This is a genomic window from Tardiphaga sp. 285_C5_N1_2 (assembly GCF_052076065.1).
Classification (GTDB): domain Bacteria; phylum Pseudomonadota; class Alphaproteobacteria; order Rhizobiales; family Xanthobacteraceae; genus Tardiphaga; species Tardiphaga robiniae.
In genome coordinates, this window is record NZ_CP197241.1 from 2,279,329 (window position 1) to 2,294,774 (window position 15,446).

The window sequence follows — 15,446 nt, forward strand, 5'->3', positions numbered from 1 at the left end:
ATTCAATCGAAGACTGTCGTCGGCAGTCGATTAAAAATTAAGAATAGAACTTCGGTTGAATTCTACTTTTAGGTGTGAATAAGTAGTCGCACCCAAAAATGTGGCTCTGCTGATATGGCGACCAAACTTTCCATAAAATCTCTAAGAAGAGCAGTTGCTCACATTTGTAAGTTTGGGGATACCGATGTTTTTCCTCATTTGTGCGAATTGTCATTTCTAGAAGAGTGTGCGGAAGACATTGTTGCAGAACTAGCCTCGCTCGATCTTGATACATTTCAACCTGCGCAGGCTATCGAGGCTCTATCCCCTAAGAGTCGGTACGGATTCCGCATCGTTCATCAGCTTCAGCTACTTGAAGCGCTACTGCTCACAGCATCGGCTATCGAGATTGGCGCCGATCTGGAGAAGTCTAAAGCATCCGCTGATGGCTTTGGGCCATTCGCTTATAGATTTGAGGATTCTGCGGAGGCGTCACTCTTCGTTGCGGAGCACACCTATCGTGATTGGCTTGACTGGCAGGTCAATGTTGATGAACAGGACTATAAAGCCGTTATTTTCACCGACATCGCCGATTTCTATCAGCGAATTTATATACACCGCGTTGAGAACATGCTCGATTCTGTGTGTTCAAATAAAGGAGTAACCCGCTTCGTAGTTAAGTCGATCAACAATATACGTTCCAAGCAGTCATACGGCATTCCCGTAGGATGTTCTGCGTCACGGATATTGGCGGAGGCAGTCTTGGCAGATTCCGACGCTGCTTTGCTCAACGAAAGCATCGAATTTACTCGCTTCGTGGATGACTACCGAATTTTTGTACGGCTTGATCAAGATCCGTATGAGATCCTATCGCTACTCGCTGAACAGTTGTTTCTTAGTGAGGGATTGACACTCAATGGTCAGAAGACCCGCGTCCTTACGATAAAGAGCTATCGCGAAGACCTCGAAGACAAGCTGCCCCAAGCCTTCGACAAAGCTGACGGAATGGCTCTTCAGGCTTTGTCGAATTCAATCTATTTTGATGAGGATCCCGATCCCGACGAGTTGGAACAGCTAAGAAGCATGAATTTAGTCGGAATGCTTGAGGGCGCGGTTGAGAAGGAGGTATGGGATTTCGGCTACATAAAATCTCTCTTCAGGGCGCTTAGATTAGCGTCCTCAAGTGGTGCCACCGACTACATCATGGAGAATCTTGAAATATTGCTCCCTTTTGCGAAGGAGATACTTCTATATTTCCACGGCCTCAAGGAGGTGGGGGAGCAGATTGATGCTTCTCACAAGGAGCGAGTGCTGGCTGTACTAAAAACAGGTGCCGCTCGAGCTGTGCCGACGATTCACGCATGGTTACTCGAATTCTTCGTTCGTGGAGTCTTTGTGATCGACCATAGAGAATTAAAGACGGTCGGTTTGGAAAATCCCGTGTCAGAAAGGCAAATAAGTCTTATTCGCGGATTGAACGCGGATATAAACCACTTCAGGCGAAACAAAACCAAGTTCGATGGAATAGGTGTGTTCTCCAAATTGCCTTTTATCCTCGGGGCCTCCTGTCTTCCAAAGGACGAATACGAGACATGGATTAATGCTATTAAGGGGCGCATGAATCGGCCGCTGGATTCTTTGTTTTGTCAGTGGGCGAAGTCAAAGGCCGGTAAGCTTGACAAGCTGTTGGTAGCTAGCGTTCCGAAAGTCGATGAAGCTGCCGATTGATTAGCTATTCTTTGCGACGTGCGTTTTTCTTCTCCACAATCCTCTTGATATTCGCCAGCCCCAACTCCGCCTCCGCATCGATCCTCGCAATGATCTCCGCGGTCGGAGCCTCCGGCCGCGCCGGGTTGCGCACCGTGCGGGTGAATTCGTCCCGCCATCGACGACGGCGCAGACATATTGCACCATGATCGGGCCGGTGACGCTCATATGGGTCAGGCCAATCCAGAGCCGCGGGCGCTCGCAAGCGATCACCAGCCAGTCCAGCGCGACCGGGCCCGACCGCGTCGACCAGTGTTCGTGAAACGTGTCGCCGAAGCGCATCGGGCGGTCCTCGCACTTGATGTCGTGCGAGGAGGGCAGCCATTGCGGCCATGACTGGGGATTGGTGACGTAATCGAACACCGGCAGGGGGTGAGGGGACGCGTTGGATCTCGGCCTTTCGTAGGCCGACGCAGCCGTCTCCCGACAGAGCCAGGACGATCCGCCGGGTCGCTCCGGCGGATCTTGACCTGCTAGCGGTACGCAATACATGAACCGCTTGAGAAGACCGTATCGCTGAATTCTTAAAGAAAGATTCCTGACCGCGAAGCGTGTCCGCAACTATCGTCAGTCAAGGCAACAGAGAATCGGCCGCTGGTCCTACATAGTTAAGTCGTGGAATGGATATGAAGTTTGTGCGGCCTTCAGGCCACGGCCTTAGGCACGAGATTCCACGATCCTCTTGATATTCGCCAGACCCAACTCCGCTTCTTCATCGATCCGCGCAATCATCTCCGGCGTCGGCGCCTTCGGCCGCGCCGGGTTGCGCACGGTGCGGGTGAACTTCGTTCCGCCTTCGACCTCGGCGCAGACATATTGCACCACGATCGGGCCGGTGACGCTCATATGTGTCAGGCCGATCCAGAGTCGCGGACGCTCGCAGGCGATCACCAGCCAGTCCAGCGCGACTGGGCCCGACCGCGTCGACCAGTGTTCGTGAAACGTGTCGCCGAACCGCATCGGGCGATCCTCGCAGTCGATGTCGTGCGAGGAGGGCAGCCATTGCGGCCATGTTTTCGGATTGGTGACGTAGTCGAACACAGCTTCGGGCGCAGCCGCAATCACGATGGAGTGGCTGCGCTCGAACGGATGCGTCGGTGTCTTGGGTGTGGTCATGGCTGGCAGTTCCTCCGCGGTCTGTTCGCGCAGTTGTGAACGGTCTTGTTCTTGATGAGTGCGCAACGGCGCTGCGTATTGTGTGGAGGCTTTGTCGGGGAAGATGGGTACGTGGGTCAAGCCCGTGTATGACGTATGAGTTGGGCGGTAGACTCTCCCCACGTCTTGGCTGTGCAAAGCGCGAAGCGCGGCTTCGCGAGATGACCGGCCATCCATCTGCCCTTGTGAGCCGGGCGGCTGACGATGTATTCGCGGCCTTTGACGTCGGGCGTGACGAACCCAGTTCCCGTCATCGACTCGCATTTGAGGCATTTCCGGTCAAATTTGATAGTGTTCTCTGGCTACGAGGTACCGGTGCCCAAGCCGTGCGTCACGACGACCTGGGCCTATTGGAAAGTTTGAGCGAGATGGATGGGGTCATCGTCAGGACTACGCTCCAACTGATCACGCCCGGAATACTGTTCGTCTTCGGGGCTGCCTTCGTCTGCGCGTGGCTCGTCGAGAAGAAGCGCAACTACCTGCTTTTGCTGGCCGGCGCGTGCGTTCTGTTTGCCCTCGGCGCGACGTCGCAGATCTTGGGTTTGCCGCCCGGCGCGGGGCCCAATGCCATCGTCTCGGGCGCGCTCTACACGTCGGCGGTTATCGCCGCCGTGGAGGGCATCCTGGTGCGTTCGGGGAAGGGGCTCGGTCCGGTCATCGATATGGCGATCCTTGCCGGCTTCGTTCTTCTGCTCGCCTATTTCTTTTATATCGATCGCAGTCTCATCGCCCGGGTCTACATCCAGAATTTCGGCTACGGCCTCCTGATGCTGATCGCAGCGGGGCGGCTCACCGCATTGGCGCGCGGGCCCTATATCGATCGGGCTCTGTTCTGGGTGCTGTTGCTGTTTGGTTTGCATTTTTTTCCGCGAACCCTGCTCACGGTCGGATTTTCCGCGCCGGTCGACAGAAGCGCGTTCAGCAATTCGATGTTTTGGCAAGCACTCCAGCTTTCGCTCGCCGTGCTCGGCGCCGGCCTGGCGCTGGCCATCCTCGCCGCGGCGGTGTCCGACATGATCGACGATCTTCGTCGCGAACGCGATCTCGATCTGTTGACCGGCATCCTGAACCGGCGCGGCTTTCAAGAACGGGTATCCGCCCATCTGCGCAAACACGGACCGAGCCGTGCTGCGCTCGCTCTGTGCGACATCGACAACTTCAAGAGCATCAATGACACCCTCGGCCATGACGTCGGGGACGATGTCCTCGGAGAGGTGGGGCGCATGCTGCGCAACGCGTCGCGCAAACGCGACATCGTCGGGCGGCTGGGCGGCGAGGAATTTGCGGTGTTCCTTCCGGATACGGACGAACAGGAAGCGGTTGATTATGCCGAACGGTTGAGGATCGCGATCGAGCAGAACAGCTTTGCCGTCCCGGGTGGAGCGAGGCAGGTCACTGCGAGCTTCGGCGTGGGGACGTTGCAGCCGGGAGATAGCTGGCCGAGCCTGTACAAGCGGGTCGATGGGCGACTTTACGAAGCGAAGCGGACCGGCCGCAACCGCACAATTTCCCGCACGCTAAGCGCCTCTGCCGACGCGCCAGTCGCTGGATCCGGATACGCGCTTCCGCAGCTGCAGAGCCAGGACGGCGCCCGGCTCTGACGTCGAATTCGGTTTCGCAAAGATGGGTGCGCGAGTCATCCAGCTTTGCGTCAGACGATTCAGTTGCAACGTATTCCATGTGCAGCGCGATGGCGTCACTATGTGGGTAACGGCTCGCCGGTCTGCTCACGCACCAGGTAATCGGCATACCAGTCCGGCCAGTTCTCGTCATGCTGGCCGCCAGTGCGCTTCTCGTGCGCGCCATGGGCGATCGCCGCCCGCCGCAATGCGGCTGCGAGGTCAGTGGATGAGTTGAAAGTCGTGGCGCTGGCATCGATGCGTCCGGGCAGTCGCGCGGTGATCTCCTGAAACAGCCAGCCGTTGCCGTCCGGGTCGCTGAATGATGCGAAGGAGCGATAGCTGGCCCGCGCGGGATCCGGGCCATTCACCCGAAGCCGTCCAAACAAATAGGGCTCGTCCGGCCCGACATTGACATCTCCGGCGTGGAAGGCGTCGCTCACCTTGATGCCGCGGCCGAGCAGGTCTGCACGGGCGGCCTCGATGTCGGAGACGATCAGATACAGGCCCTGTGCCGAGCCGGGCGTTGCGGCAGTGACGTTCTTGCCGAAGATGACCGAGCAATCCGAACCCGGCGGCGTGAACTGGATCACGCGATAGTCGTCGCCGACCACGAAGTCGGCGTCGAGTCTCCAGCCGAGGCTTGCGTAAAAGCTCTTGGCTGTGTCGACATTCGACACGGGAATGACGACGATTTCGAGCTTCATGGTGACGGACGTATCACGATGCACCTGGGGACTGCTCATGTCGGTCTCCTGAGGTTGGGGTGTGACGACGACGTGTGGTGCCGGGCTGCGCACAGGCGCAACAATGTCTGCAATCGGTCGTTCGGCCGGCGTTCCGTTTGTTGGTCTGCTCGTGCGGTTGTGACCCATCCCGATCTTGATGACGCCACACGCCTGTATCATTTCAGGTGAGGGAGCATTTGCAAAGGTGTCCGGATGACACGGAACCTCACGTTGCTGTTGATCGTCGGCGTGTTGGCGGCATTCGCCGGGCAGGCGGAGGCGCGGCGGCTACGCGCCGGCGATGCAGTGCCGTTTTCGCACAGGCCGTGCAGCGTGCTCGATGGCGAGCCGTGCACGCCGTCCACCTGCAGCGTGTTCGATCACGGGCCGTGCATTCCCGAGATCGATTATCCGATCGGGCAAAACCTGCAGGTCACGGTGCTAAGCGTGCCGCCGGGTGATCAGCAGGCTCTCTACCGCCGGCCTGATCATGATCTCGATACGATCGGTGACCTGTTCGCCACCTTGCGGTCGTGCTGGTCGCCGCCCGCGGTGGAGAGTGCGCGTGCGGGCATGCAGATGTCGGTGATGTTTTCGTTCAACACGGCCGGCACGCCGATCGCGCCGCCGCGCGTGACCTTTGCCAGCAAGGATGCGCCGCAGGACACGCGCGACACCTATCTCAAGGCCATCAATGCCTCGCTCCATAGCTGCCTGCCGCTAAAACTCACCAAGGGTCTTGGCGGCGCGGTCGCCGGGCGGCCGATCATGATCCGCTATGTCGATAACCGGGAGTTGGAGAAGCAGTCCGGGAAGTAAGCTGCTTCCTAACCTCGCCCCGCATTTGCGGGGAGAGGTCGGAGTCGGCGCGTAGCGACGGCTCCGGGTGAGGGGCCTTGAATGGCGGGGGGAGGACGCGGAATCTCGGGTCTGCAGTATCGAGATCCGAGGGTGCTTCTTGGTGGCTGGCTTTGTGGCATGCCCCTCACCCGAAACACGCGCTGCGCACGCGTTTCGACCTCTCCCCGCGCAGAGCGGGGAGAGGTTAAGAGAGTGAACCGCTGCGCCACCCGCTGCGACGAAGGGGAAACCACTCCGGAGGCGGCGATGTTTGGACGCAGGTTCGTGTTGATTGCGACGATTGTTTGCGCTGTCGGCGCGCTCACCGGCGGCAGCGCGCTGTTGTTCTGGCCGGAGGCCGACAACTGGACCGAGGAAGCCAAGGCCTGCATCGGCGACAAGTATGTCGGGTTCTGGCAGGACAACGGCAAGTATTCGTTCAAGATGGATTTCGAGAACAATTGCGCCCGCAAGATCGCCTGCGGTATCGACGTCACGGTAACCAACGCCAAGGGCTCGGTGAAGGACCACGGCACGGTGATCATCCCCGCACGCGGCCAAACGCCGAGCGAGGCGAGCTACAGCATTCCGACCTCGTCGTCGTCCGGCATGGCGCAAACCGCGCGAAACTGCCGGTTCGTGTGAGGGTCTTTCTTACCTCGCCCCGCATTTGCGGGGAGAGGTCGACCGGCGAAGCCGGGCGGGTGAGGGGCCTTGTCTGGTGGTGAGGCAAACGCGGATTCTCGGGTTGGTCACGCGAGATCCCGGGGGCAGCATATATATGTGGCTGGTATCGTGCCATGCCCCTCACCCGCCGCGAAGACGCGGCGACCTCTCCCCGTAAAGAACGGGGAGAGGTTAGGAAGTCCCTCAATCGATCCTGATCTTCGCGGCCTTGATCACCTCGGCCCACAGCGCTTTCTCGTCGGCCATGCGCTTGCGGAGTTGATCCGGCGTGGTCGGTGACGGCGTGATGAGCTGCAGCTTCAGTTTCTCGATCACGGCGGGCTCGGCCAGCGTCTGCGTCACTTCGGCATTGATCGTCGCCACCACTTCCTTCGACAGCCCGCCCGGGCCGACCAGCGCATTCCAGGCGTCGGACTGCACGTCGATGCCGCTCTCGGTAAGCGTCGGCACATCCGGCAGGAACGGCGAGCGTTTCGCGGTGGTGACGGCGAGGATTTTTACGGCGCCCGTCGCAAGCTGCGGCGTAACGCCGATGGCGGGCAGGCACGCGACCTGCACATCGCCGCGGATCAGCGCGGTGGTCGCCGCGGGGGACGACGGATAGGGGATGTGCACCATATTGGCGCCGGCCTTCTGCGCGATCGCTTCCATGCAGAGCTGCGACAGCGTGCCGACGCCGATCGAGCCGTAGCCGAGGCCCTTCGGATCGGCTTTGGCCTTGGCGAGGAATTCCGCGACCGTATTGACGCCGAGGCTGGTCGGCACTGCGAGCACGCTGGGGAGCTGCGTCAGCAAAGTGATCGGTGCGATGTCGGTGTCGGGATTGTAGGGCAGCTTGGCAAACAGCAGCGTGTTGATGGCGAGCGGGCCGCCGAGCGAGATGCCGATGGTCGAACCATCCGGCGTGGATTTGGCGATGGCGTCGGTGCCGATATTGCCGGAGGCGCCGGGCTTATTCTCCACCACGAAATTGGTGCCGGGATGCCGCGTCTGCAGACTGTCGGCGAGCACGCGGCCCACGATGTCCGGGCTCGCGCCTGCGCCGAACGGCACGATGATGCGAACAAGCTTGGGCGGCCAGACGGGCGCCTGCGCGTGCGCTGCGAAGGGCAGCGTCGCGAACAACAGCGCTGCGAGCGCAAGGTGAAGGCGGGTAGGTGTCGTGTCGTTTCGCAGCATTGCGTGCGTCCCCTGAAAAGTGATACCCGGAAACCCTCTGACCGGCGCCAAAGGCGGTTAAAATCCGCTGGCCGGGCGGGACCATAGTGGGAATTTCAGGGCGGGCAACCCATCCGGCACGCAACCGCCCGGGCGAGAGGACTGAACATCATGGGACTGAGTGTGATGATCCTCGGCCTCGTGCTGTTTCTCGGCATTCACCTGTTCATTGTCAGGCGCGAGGCGCGCGCGCAGTTGATCGCGCGTCTGGGCGAGAGCGTCTACAAGCTCGGCTTTGCGCTGATCTCCGCCGTCGGCCTCGCGCTGATCATCTGGGGCTTCGCGCAATATCGCGCGACCGGCTGGATCAATGTCTGGACGCCGCCGCTGGCGATGAAGCACATCACCGTCGCCCTGATGCTGCCGGCGGTGATCATGGTCACCGCGTCCTATATCCGCGGCCGCATTTACACGACGCTGAAACATCCGATGCTTGCCGGCATCAAATTGTGGGCCGCGGCGCATCTGCTCGCCAATGGCGATCTCGGCTCGATCATCCTGTTCGGATCGTTCCTGGCCTGGGCGGTGGTCGATCGTATCTCGATGAAACATCGCACTGACGCCGGCGGTCCACCGATCCCGGTGGGCGGTCCGATGAATGACGCGATTGCGGTGGCGGTCGGCCTCGTCGCGTATCTCGCTTTGGGTTTCGCCTTCCACCCGGTGGTGATCGGCGTTCCCGTGTTCGGAGCTTAAGTTCATGTCAGTTCAGTCAGCCATCAAGCGCAAGACCGCACCGGATATTCTTGCGCGCAAGAACGGCGAGCCGATCGTGATGCTCACCTCGTATCATGCGCACACGGCCTCATTGGTCGATCGCTATTGCGACGTCATCCTTGTCGGGGACTCGCTTGGCAATGTGATGCACGGTTTCGAGACCACGATCCCCGTGACGCTCGAGATGATGATCCTGCAGGGCCATGCGGTGATGCGCGGCTCCAAGCAGTCGCTGGTCGTCGTCGATATGCCGTTCGGCTCCTATGAAGCCTCGAAAGAGCAGGCGTTTCATTCTGCCGCGCGCATCCTGAAAGAGACTCATTGCGGCGCCGTGAAGCTGGAAGGCGGCGCGCGGATGGCCGAGACCATCGCCTTCCTCACCGAGCGCGGCATCCCGGTGATGGCGCATATCGGCCTGACGCCGCAGTCGATCGCAGCGCTCGGTTCGTTCCGTTCGCAAGGTAAGGCCGAGGCCGAGGCACTGGCGCGGGGCGATAACGCGCCGGGTCCGATTCAGAACGATGCGATTGCTATCGCGCAAGCCGGCGCGTTCTCCGTCGTCATTGAAGCAGTCGCCGAACCACTCGCGCGAAAGATCACCGAGACGATTCCGATCCCGACCATCGGCATCGGCGCGAGCCCGGCTTGTGACGGTCAGGTGCTGGTGCTCGAAGACATGCTCGGCCTGTCGGCGCGGGTGCCGAAATTCGTCAAGCGCTACGGCAATCTTGGACCGATGATCGAGGCCGCCATCGAGGGCTACGCAACCGATGTGCGTTCGCGCGCGTTTCCGGGGCCGGAACATGTCTATGGCGGCAAGCCGAAGGGCTGACGCAGGTTTGACGCAAGACGAACGCAGGATTTCCGCAGGAATTTTGCGGCCCGGCCGGGGTTGAAAGAGCAGGGGCAATGCGAAGGATGTTGATGATGAAGGCCTTGAAATTCCTGAGCTTTGTCGCCGTTTTGGCGCTGCTTCCCGCGGTTTCGCACGCGGATCCGGCCAAAAAGGAGCGCAAGCCCCATTATCGCGTCGAGGAGCCGCGCCCGATCGTCGGCCCGCTCAACGACACGCGCGGCAATGCGGCGCTGGGTGGCAACAACGCCAATTCGGCCTTCGGCGACAACAGCGCCGGGTCCAATGCCAATGGCCGCACCAGCGGCGGCGCCGGCGGTATGAACTGACGCCTTCAGGCGCCAGCCAAATTAAGCATTTCGGGATAACGCTTTGATCGCGCTGGCTTTGCCTTGCCAGCGCCATAACGCTAGGGTATCGCCGCCGCCATGCCGGAGCGTATATGCCCGGCGCCGCTCGGGGTGAGCGCGGCCCATCGGGGACAGGATACCTTTAAGTGTCTGAATTATTTAATGAAGTCGACGAAGACCTGCGTCGCGAGCAGCTCAAGAAGATCTGGGAGAAGTATTCGCTCCTGATCATCGCAGTCGCGATTCTGATCGTGGTCGGCGTCGGCGGCTGGCGTGGCTACAGCTATCTCGAGGCCAAGAAGGCCGCCGTGGCCGGTGCGGCGTTCGACCGCGCGGTCGAGCTTGCCGAGCAGAACAAGCATGCCGAGGCAGAAGCCGCCTTTACGAAGCTCGCTGTCGAGGCGCCGTCCGGCTATCGCACGCTGGCGCGCCTGCGCGCTGCTGCCGAGGCTGCTTCGCGCGACCCGCAGGCTGCCGTGAAGCTCTATGACGACATCATCGCCGACCGCACCGTTCCAGCACCCGAGCAGGATCTCGCGCGTATCCGCGCCGGCAGCCTGCTGCTGGAGACCACGCCTTATGAGGCGATGCAGACCCGCCTGGAGCCGGCGACGACCAATACCAGCACCTATCGTCATTCGGCGCGTGAACTGCTGGCGCTGTCGGCATGGAAGGCCAACAACGCCGTGGCGACGCGGCAGTGGCTGGACATGATGTCCAACGATGCGGAGACGCCGGCGAGCCTGCGCACCCGTGCCGAAGCACTGCAGGCGCTGCTGCCGCCCGCGGCGAAAAGCTGAGCAAGACAAGAGCCGAATTAAAGCTGACCTGAAGCCGATCGTTCAGATCACGAGTTGAGTGAGAAGTCGTCCATGCGCCCGATGCAACGCCTCGTTTCCGCCGCCGTCCTGATCGCGCTGTCCAGCGCGCTCTCGGGCTGCGGCAGTATGACCGGCTGGGACCCGTCCGACATGCTCGACTTCCTGGACACCAAGAAGAAGCTGCCCGGCGACCGCAAGCCGGTGTTCCCGGACGGCGTCCCCGGTCTTGAGCAGGGCGTGCCGCGCGATCTCTACAAGGAGAATGTCGAGCGCCAGCGCGCGCAGGAGGCTGCGCCCGTCGCAGCCGCCCCACTGCAGCCGCCGCCGGGCGCGCCAGAGCCGAAGGGCCGCAAGGCGAAGAGCCGCGGCTCTGTTCAGGTCGGCACCGTCCGTCAGGACGGCGCAGCTCCCGCCGATCCCGATGCCGCGCCGACAGAGGAAGGCAGCACGGCTGCCGCACCGCCTCCGCCGCAAGGCAAGAAAGTCGCCCGCCGCCGCAGCACCACCGCGCCGCCGCCGGATGAGCCGGCAGCAGCCGCGCCGGCCCAGCAGGCCACCACACCATTCCCGGCACCAGTGCCGTCGGGTAGTTTCTCGCGCTGAGTTCGCGCGCCCTCTCATTGACAGGCTGTCCGTAAAGGGCGCACGGATCACCTATGTCTTATACCATTGCCATCATCGGCCGACCCAATGTCGGCAAGTCCACGCTGTTCAACCGTCTGGTCGGGCAGAAGCTTGCGCTGGTCGATGACACCCCGGGCGTCACCCGCGACCGCCGCGAGGGCGAGGGCAAGCTTGGCGATCTCGAATTCACTTTGGTCGACACCGCCGGTCTCGATGAAGGCCCGAAGGGCTCGCTGACCGCACGCATGCAGGAACAGACCGAGACGGCGATTGCGCTGGCCGATGCGCTGTTCTTCGTCATCGATGCGCGCATGGGCCTGACGCCGAACGACCGCGCCTTTGCGGATTTCGCGCGCCGCGCCAACAAGCCGGTGCTGTTGCTCGCCAACAAGAGCGAGGGCAAGCACGGCGAAGTCGGCGCGATGGAATCCTATGCGCTGGGTCTCGGTGATCCCATCCAGGTCTCCGCCGAACACGGCGAAGGCCTTGGCGAGCTCTATGACGCGCTGCGCGTGCTGATGCCGGAGCCGGTCGAAGAGCCTGAAGAATTCGACGATGACGACGTCATCATTCCCGAAGAAGAGATCGAGACGCGGCCGATCCGCGTCGCTATCGTCGGCCGCCCCAATGCCGGCAAGTCGACGACCATCAACTATCTGCTCGGCGAAGAGCGCCTGCTGACCTCGCCGGAAGCCGGCACCACACGCGACAGCATTTCGGTCGAGCTCAACTACAAGGGCCGCGACTTCCGCATCTTCGATACCGCGGGTCTACGCCGCCGTTCGCGCATCGAGGAGAAGCTGGAGAAGCTCTCCGTCGCCGATACGCTGCGCGCGGTGCGTTTCGCCGAAGTCGTCGTGCTGATGATGGACTCGCAGAACAAGTTCGAGGAACAGGATCTGCGCATCGCCGATCTGGTCGAGCGTGAGGGACGCGCGCTGGTGCTTGCGGTCAACAAATGGGATCTGGTCGAGAAGCAGGGCGGCCAGATTGGCGCGCTGCGCACCGATGCCGATCACTTGTTGCCGCAGATCAGGGGGGTGCCGGTCGTAGCGATCTCCGGGCTGATGGGAGAGGGTGTAGAACGGCTGATGAAGGCGATACAGGATGCCTACGCGGTCTGGAATCGCCGTATTCCCACCGCAGGCCTCAATCGCTGGTTCGAGGATGCGATCGACAAGAATCCGCCGCCGTCGGTATCGGGTCGCCGGCTGAAACTGAACTACGTCACCCAGAACAAGGCACGGCCGCCAAGCTTCGTGGTGTTCTGCTCGCGCGCCGATGCGGTGCCGACGAGCTATCTGCGCTATCTCACCAATACGCTGCGCGAAGCCTTCGACCTGCCGGGCACGCCGATCCGCATCACGTTGCGCGAGAAGGCGAACCCGTTCGCGCACAAGCGCAAGCGGCCGAACTGATCGACCAGCAGGAAAAAAACGCCGGATCGCGGTGCACGCGATCCGGCGTTTTTATTTTGTGTCCTATCGCTCGCCGGTGAGTCCGAACGGATTGGCGTGCCTCTGCGTCGGCAGACGCTCTGATTTGCGCCACGGCAGGATCATCGACACCCGATCGCGGTAGCGGCGATAGTCATCGCCGAACAGCTCGACCAGATCGCGCTCTTCCAGAAAGATCCCGACGAAGATGTAGGCGGTGGTGACGGCCGCAAACAACAGATGTCCGACCGTCATGAGCGGCGTCGCCCAGAAGGCGATGATGAAGCCGAGATAGATCGGGTGGCGCACAAAGTTGTAGTAGAGCGGCGTGCGAAACGCCGGCGCAGACGGCTTCTGGTCAGACAAATTCTGCACTACCTGCTGCACGCCGAACAACTCGAAATGGTTGATCAGGAACGTGCTGGTGAAGACGAGGACCCATCCGAACAGGGAAAGCCCTGTCATCGTCATGGCCAATTGTGGATTGTTGATCTGCCAGACGACCGCCGGCATTGGGCGCCACTGCCAGAACAGCAGCAGAAGGCTCAGGCTCGCGAACAGCACATAGGTGCTGCGCTCGACCGAAGCCGGGACATATTGCGTCCACCACTGCTTGAACGACTTCCGCGCCATGACGCTGTGCTGGATTGCAAACAGCGACATCAGAGCGAGATTGACGAGCCCAGCTTCCAGCCACGGAACCTGCGTTCCGGTGTTGATGTCTTTTGGTACCATCATTCCGTCGACGAAACCGATGGCATAGAGGATCGTGATGAAGAAGATCGCGTAGGACGCGAGCCCGTAGAGGAGTGCAATGATGCGGGTCATGGAACTATCCTTTGCTGGTTGTCTTGTCGATTTGAACCAAGCGTAAGCGTTGTCTCAGCTGGCCCGTCCGGGAGGACCCGCGCGCGCTTCGGGTTGCTTGGCGCGGGGCTTCCCGGGGAGAAGGGATGCCTCGGCCACGCGCACGATCGGCCGCATGATCGGCGCTAACGGAATGGCATCGGGCTGCAGCCGACAACGCGCGGGGTGATCACGGCGGATTTGTGCCGCATTGTGATCGGGCAGGCTGCCGGAGCAGGCACTCAGGGCGCCGACGGCGACGAGCACGCCAGCTGTAAGTATCCGAATGCGGAAGCTCACCATTTGTCGGATCGCACGCATGATGGTTTCCCGGTGCAGCGTATCGATCTGCGCGCGATGGCTGTCGAAAGCGATCGATTCATCTGCGAGATTTTGAGTCGGGTCCGGTTGGGGCAGCGACACTTGACCCGACTCAAGAGCGGTATCGACGTCTTGCACATCGCGCTGCGCATGCTTGCTACCAAAGAAGCGGTGCGGGTCGGTTTGAAGCGGACTCTCGAGGAACTCGGCCACCGCGGCGCGTGATAATCCTGCCTTGGATAGCGATCTGTCGTCGATGCTGATCAGCCGCGCAATGGCGCGCCGCATCAACAGTGCTGCAATCAACCGGAAGCTACGATCGGCGGCTTTGGACAGCCGTTTCTTGATCATCATCGTCTCCATCGGATACAATGCGCCACATGCCGCGCATGGTTGGGGCTGCGGACGATGATCGGAGGTTCAGGACCTCGCATGATCGAGACACCGCCATCATTTGCAGCGACGCCGGATATCGATCGCGGTGGGGATTTGCTCGCAGATATGCTGCGGTCGATCCGGCTCAGCGGATCGGTATTTCTGAACGCCAGCCTGACCGAGCCCTTCGGCCTCATTAGTCCGAAACATTTCGACGAACGCACTCCGATGGCGCATTTGCGCCATGTCAGCATTTTTCATTTGATCGCGGCGGGCGAATGCACCGTCGAACTCGCCAGTGGCGAGCGAGGCACCATTGCCGCGGGCGACGTTCTGCTGATGCCGTTCGCCGACACGCACAGGTTCTACAGCGGCGATGGCGCGGAGTTGTGTTCCGCGATGGAACTGGTGCGGGCCGGTCCACTATCCGGCATGTGGACGATCGAGCATGGCGGCGGAGGGCGGGAGACCCGCATGGTCTGCGGCTTCATCGAATCGTCGGAGCTGCTGCATTCTCCGGTCTTTCGGACCCTGCCGCCGATGCTCATCGATCGCGCCGGCGACGACAAGGTGAGCGCGATTCTCGCCACGACGGTGCGCGAAATTCTCTCACTGACCGAAGATGCGACGCCCGGCAGCGAGATCATGCTCGGCCGACTGATGGAGCTGCTATTCGTCGAGGTGCTGCGTCGCTACGCTGCGGGATTGCCGCCCAGCGCGCATGGCTGGTTCGCAGCACTGAACGATCCCGTGCTCGGACGTGCGATGTGGCATGTCCACGGAAATCCCGGTCATCGCTGGACGGTTGACGATCTGGCCCGCGAATGCGGCACGTCGCGCACGGTGCTCGCCGAGCGCTTCAACGAGGTGTTGGGCCAAGCTCCGATCGAATATGTGACCAGCTGGCGGATGCAGTTGGCAGCGGAGCGCATGCGAACGGGTGGCGACAGTCTTGCTGTCATCGCCAGCGATGTCGGCTACGACTCCGAGGCGGCCTTCAATCGCGCCTTCAAGCGCGTGACCGGAATAGCACCGGGTCGCTGGCGTGACGGCGCGAAGTCGGCGAAGCCGTATCCGAGCCCCATGCGCAGAGGCTGACCTCGACTTAAA

16 protein-coding genes are annotated in these 15,446 nt (G+C 61.3%); 11 read left to right on the top strand and 5 right to left on the bottom strand.

Annotation, left to right across the window (positions count from 1 at the left end; all coding sequences use genetic code 11):
* The first annotated feature begins 114 nt into the window (after window positions 1–114).
* On the top strand, window positions 115–1,707 hold the full coding sequence (locus AB7951_RS10920) for a reverse transcriptase domain-containing protein (RefSeq protein ID WP_441255774.1): 1,593 nt from the start codon (window positions 115–117) through the stop codon (window positions 1,705–1,707).
* Window positions 1,708–2,403: 696 nt separating this feature from the next.
* On the opposite strand, the gene AB7951_RS10925 is transcribed toward AB7951_RS10920, so the two are convergent.
* Window positions 2,404–2,862, bottom strand: coding sequence for an SRPBCC family protein (locus AB7951_RS10925; RefSeq protein ID WP_120292253.1), 459 nt, complete (start codon window positions 2,860–2,862; stop codon window positions 2,404–2,406).
* Window positions 2,863–3,062: 200 nt separating this feature from the next.
* On the opposite strand from AB7951_RS10925, the gene AB7951_RS10930 reads away from it, so the two are divergent.
* Window positions 3,063–4,502 (top strand): GGDEF domain-containing protein, encoded by a 1,440-nt coding sequence (locus AB7951_RS10930; RefSeq protein ID WP_439061688.1) that lies wholly within the window; start codon window positions 3,063–3,065, stop codon window positions 4,500–4,502.
* Between the two features lie 98 nt (window positions 4,503–4,600).
* Here the strand turns inward: AB7951_RS10930 and AB7951_RS10935 are convergent, their stop codons facing one another.
* Window positions 4,601–5,266, bottom strand: a complete 666-nt coding sequence (locus AB7951_RS10935; protein ID WP_120292257.1) for a VOC family protein — start codon at window positions 5,264–5,266, stop codon at window positions 4,601–4,603.
* Between the two features lie 195 nt (window positions 5,267–5,461).
* Here AB7951_RS10935 and AB7951_RS10940 point away from each other — a divergent pair, with 195 nt between their 5' ends.
* The gene (locus AB7951_RS10940) at window positions 5,462–6,067 is read left to right on the top strand and encodes a hypothetical protein (protein WP_120292259.1); all 606 of its coding nucleotides are present in this window, start codon (window positions 5,462–5,464) and stop codon (window positions 6,065–6,067) included.
* 288 nt (window positions 6,068–6,355) lie between these two features.
* Complete coding sequence (locus AB7951_RS10945; RefSeq protein ID WP_120292261.1) at window positions 6,356–6,733, top strand: hypothetical protein; 378 nt, start codon at window positions 6,356–6,358, stop codon at window positions 6,731–6,733.
* A gap of 225 nt (window positions 6,734–6,958) precedes the next feature.
* Here AB7951_RS10945 and AB7951_RS10950 read toward each other — a convergent pair whose 3' ends face one another.
* Complete coding sequence (locus tag AB7951_RS10950; RefSeq protein WP_120292263.1) at window positions 6,959–7,954, bottom strand: Bug family tripartite tricarboxylate transporter substrate binding protein; 996 nt, start codon at window positions 7,952–7,954, stop codon at window positions 6,959–6,961.
* 150 nt (window positions 7,955–8,104) lie between these two features.
* Between AB7951_RS10950 and AB7951_RS10955 the strand changes: the two genes are divergently transcribed.
* The 6 genes from AB7951_RS10955 (at window position 8,105) to der (ending at window position 12,776) form a co-directional block, all read left to right on the top strand.
* On the top strand, window positions 8,105–8,689 hold the full coding sequence (locus AB7951_RS10955) for an NnrU family protein (protein ID WP_441255775.1): 585 nt from the start codon (window positions 8,105–8,107) through the stop codon (window positions 8,687–8,689).
* Between the two features lie 4 nt (window positions 8,690–8,693).
* Window positions 8,694–9,542, top strand: a complete 849-nt coding sequence (panB, locus tag AB7951_RS10960) for a 3-methyl-2-oxobutanoate hydroxymethyltransferase (protein ID WP_120292267.1) — start codon at window positions 8,694–8,696, stop codon at window positions 9,540–9,542.
* 95 nt (window positions 9,543–9,637) lie between these two features.
* Window positions 9,638–9,892 (top strand): hypothetical protein, encoded by a 255-nt coding sequence (locus tag AB7951_RS10965; RefSeq protein WP_147421720.1) that lies wholly within the window; start codon window positions 9,638–9,640, stop codon window positions 9,890–9,892.
* A gap of 167 nt (window positions 9,893–10,059) precedes the next feature.
* Complete coding sequence (locus tag AB7951_RS10970) at window positions 10,060–10,713, top strand: tetratricopeptide repeat protein (RefSeq protein ID WP_120292271.1); 654 nt, start codon at window positions 10,060–10,062, stop codon at window positions 10,711–10,713.
* 72 nt (window positions 10,714–10,785) lie between these two features.
* On the top strand, window positions 10,786–11,337 hold the full coding sequence (locus tag AB7951_RS10975) for a hypothetical protein (protein ID WP_120292273.1): 552 nt from the start codon (window positions 10,786–10,788) through the stop codon (window positions 11,335–11,337).
* A 53-nt stretch (window positions 11,338–11,390) separates the two neighbouring features.
* Window positions 11,391–12,776: a ribosome biogenesis GTPase Der gene (gene der / locus AB7951_RS10980; RefSeq protein WP_089263911.1), complete on the top strand. Its 1,386-nt coding sequence runs from the start codon at window positions 11,391–11,393 to the stop codon at window positions 12,774–12,776.
* A gap of 63 nt (window positions 12,777–12,839) precedes the next feature.
* Here der and mddA read toward each other — a convergent pair whose 3' ends face one another.
* Together mddA and AB7951_RS10990 are read right to left on the bottom strand one after the other, a co-directional pair.
* Window positions 12,840–13,622, bottom strand: a complete 783-nt coding sequence (mddA, locus tag AB7951_RS10985; protein WP_120292275.1) for a methanethiol S-methyltransferase — start codon at window positions 13,620–13,622, stop codon at window positions 12,840–12,842.
* 54 nt (window positions 13,623–13,676) lie between these two features.
* Entirely contained in the window at window positions 13,677–14,312 is a 636-nt protein-coding gene (locus AB7951_RS10990) for a hypothetical protein (protein WP_147421721.1), read from the bottom strand.
* 81 nt (window positions 14,313–14,393) lie between these two features.
* On the opposite strand from AB7951_RS10990, the gene AB7951_RS10995 reads away from it, so the two are divergent.
* Window positions 14,394–15,434 carry an AraC family transcriptional regulator gene (locus AB7951_RS10995; protein WP_158596850.1) on the top strand — a complete coding sequence of 347 codons (1,041 nt, stop codon included), beginning with the start codon at window positions 14,394–14,396 and terminating at the stop codon, window positions 15,432–15,434.
* Window positions 15,435–15,446: the final 12 nt, after the last annotated feature.

Coding starts and splice junctions, on each gene's coding strand:
- der (WP_089263911.1), top strand. CDS start 11,391: ATGTCTTATACCATTGCCATCATCGGCCGACCCAATGTCGGCAAGTCC.
- panB (WP_120292267.1), top strand. CDS start 8,694: ATGTCAGTTCAGTCAGCCATCAAGCGCAAGACCGCACCGGATATTCTT.
- AB7951_RS10975 (WP_120292273.1), top strand. CDS start 10,786: ATGCGCCCGATGCAACGCCTCGTTTCCGCCGCCGTCCTGATCGCGCTG.
- AB7951_RS10995 (WP_158596850.1), top strand. CDS start 14,394: ATGATCGAGACACCGCCATCATTTGCAGCGACGCCGGATATCGATCGC.
- AB7951_RS10945 (WP_120292261.1), top strand. CDS start 6,356: ATGTTTGGACGCAGGTTCGTGTTGATTGCGACGATTGTTTGCGCTGTC.
- AB7951_RS10990 (WP_147421721.1), bottom strand. CDS start 14,312: ATGATCAAGAAACGGCTGTCCAAAGCCGCCGATCGTAGCTTCCGGTTG.
- AB7951_RS10920 (WP_441255774.1), top strand. CDS start 115: ATGGCGACCAAACTTTCCATAAAATCTCTAAGAAGAGCAGTTGCTCAC.
- AB7951_RS10950 (WP_120292263.1), bottom strand. CDS start 7,954: ATGCTGCGAAACGACACGACACCTACCCGCCTTCACCTTGCGCTCGCA.
- AB7951_RS10955 (WP_441255775.1), top strand. CDS start 8,105: ATGGGACTGAGTGTGATGATCCTCGGCCTCGTGCTGTTTCTCGGCATT.
- AB7951_RS10930 (WP_439061688.1), top strand. CDS start 3,063: ATGACCGGCCATCCATCTGCCCTTGTGAGCCGGGCGGCTGACGATGTA.
- mddA (WP_120292275.1), bottom strand. CDS start 13,622: ATGACCCGCATCATTGCACTCCTCTACGGGCTCGCGTCCTACGCGATC.
- AB7951_RS10965 (WP_147421720.1), top strand. CDS start 9,638: ATGAAGGCCTTGAAATTCCTGAGCTTTGTCGCCGTTTTGGCGCTGCTT.
- AB7951_RS10940 (WP_120292259.1), top strand. CDS start 5,462: ATGACACGGAACCTCACGTTGCTGTTGATCGTCGGCGTGTTGGCGGCA.
- AB7951_RS10925 (WP_120292253.1), bottom strand. CDS start 2,862: ATGACCACACCCAAGACACCGACGCATCCGTTCGAGCGCAGCCACTCC.
- AB7951_RS10935 (WP_120292257.1), bottom strand. CDS start 5,266: ATGAGCAGTCCCCAGGTGCATCGTGATACGTCCGTCACCATGAAGCTC.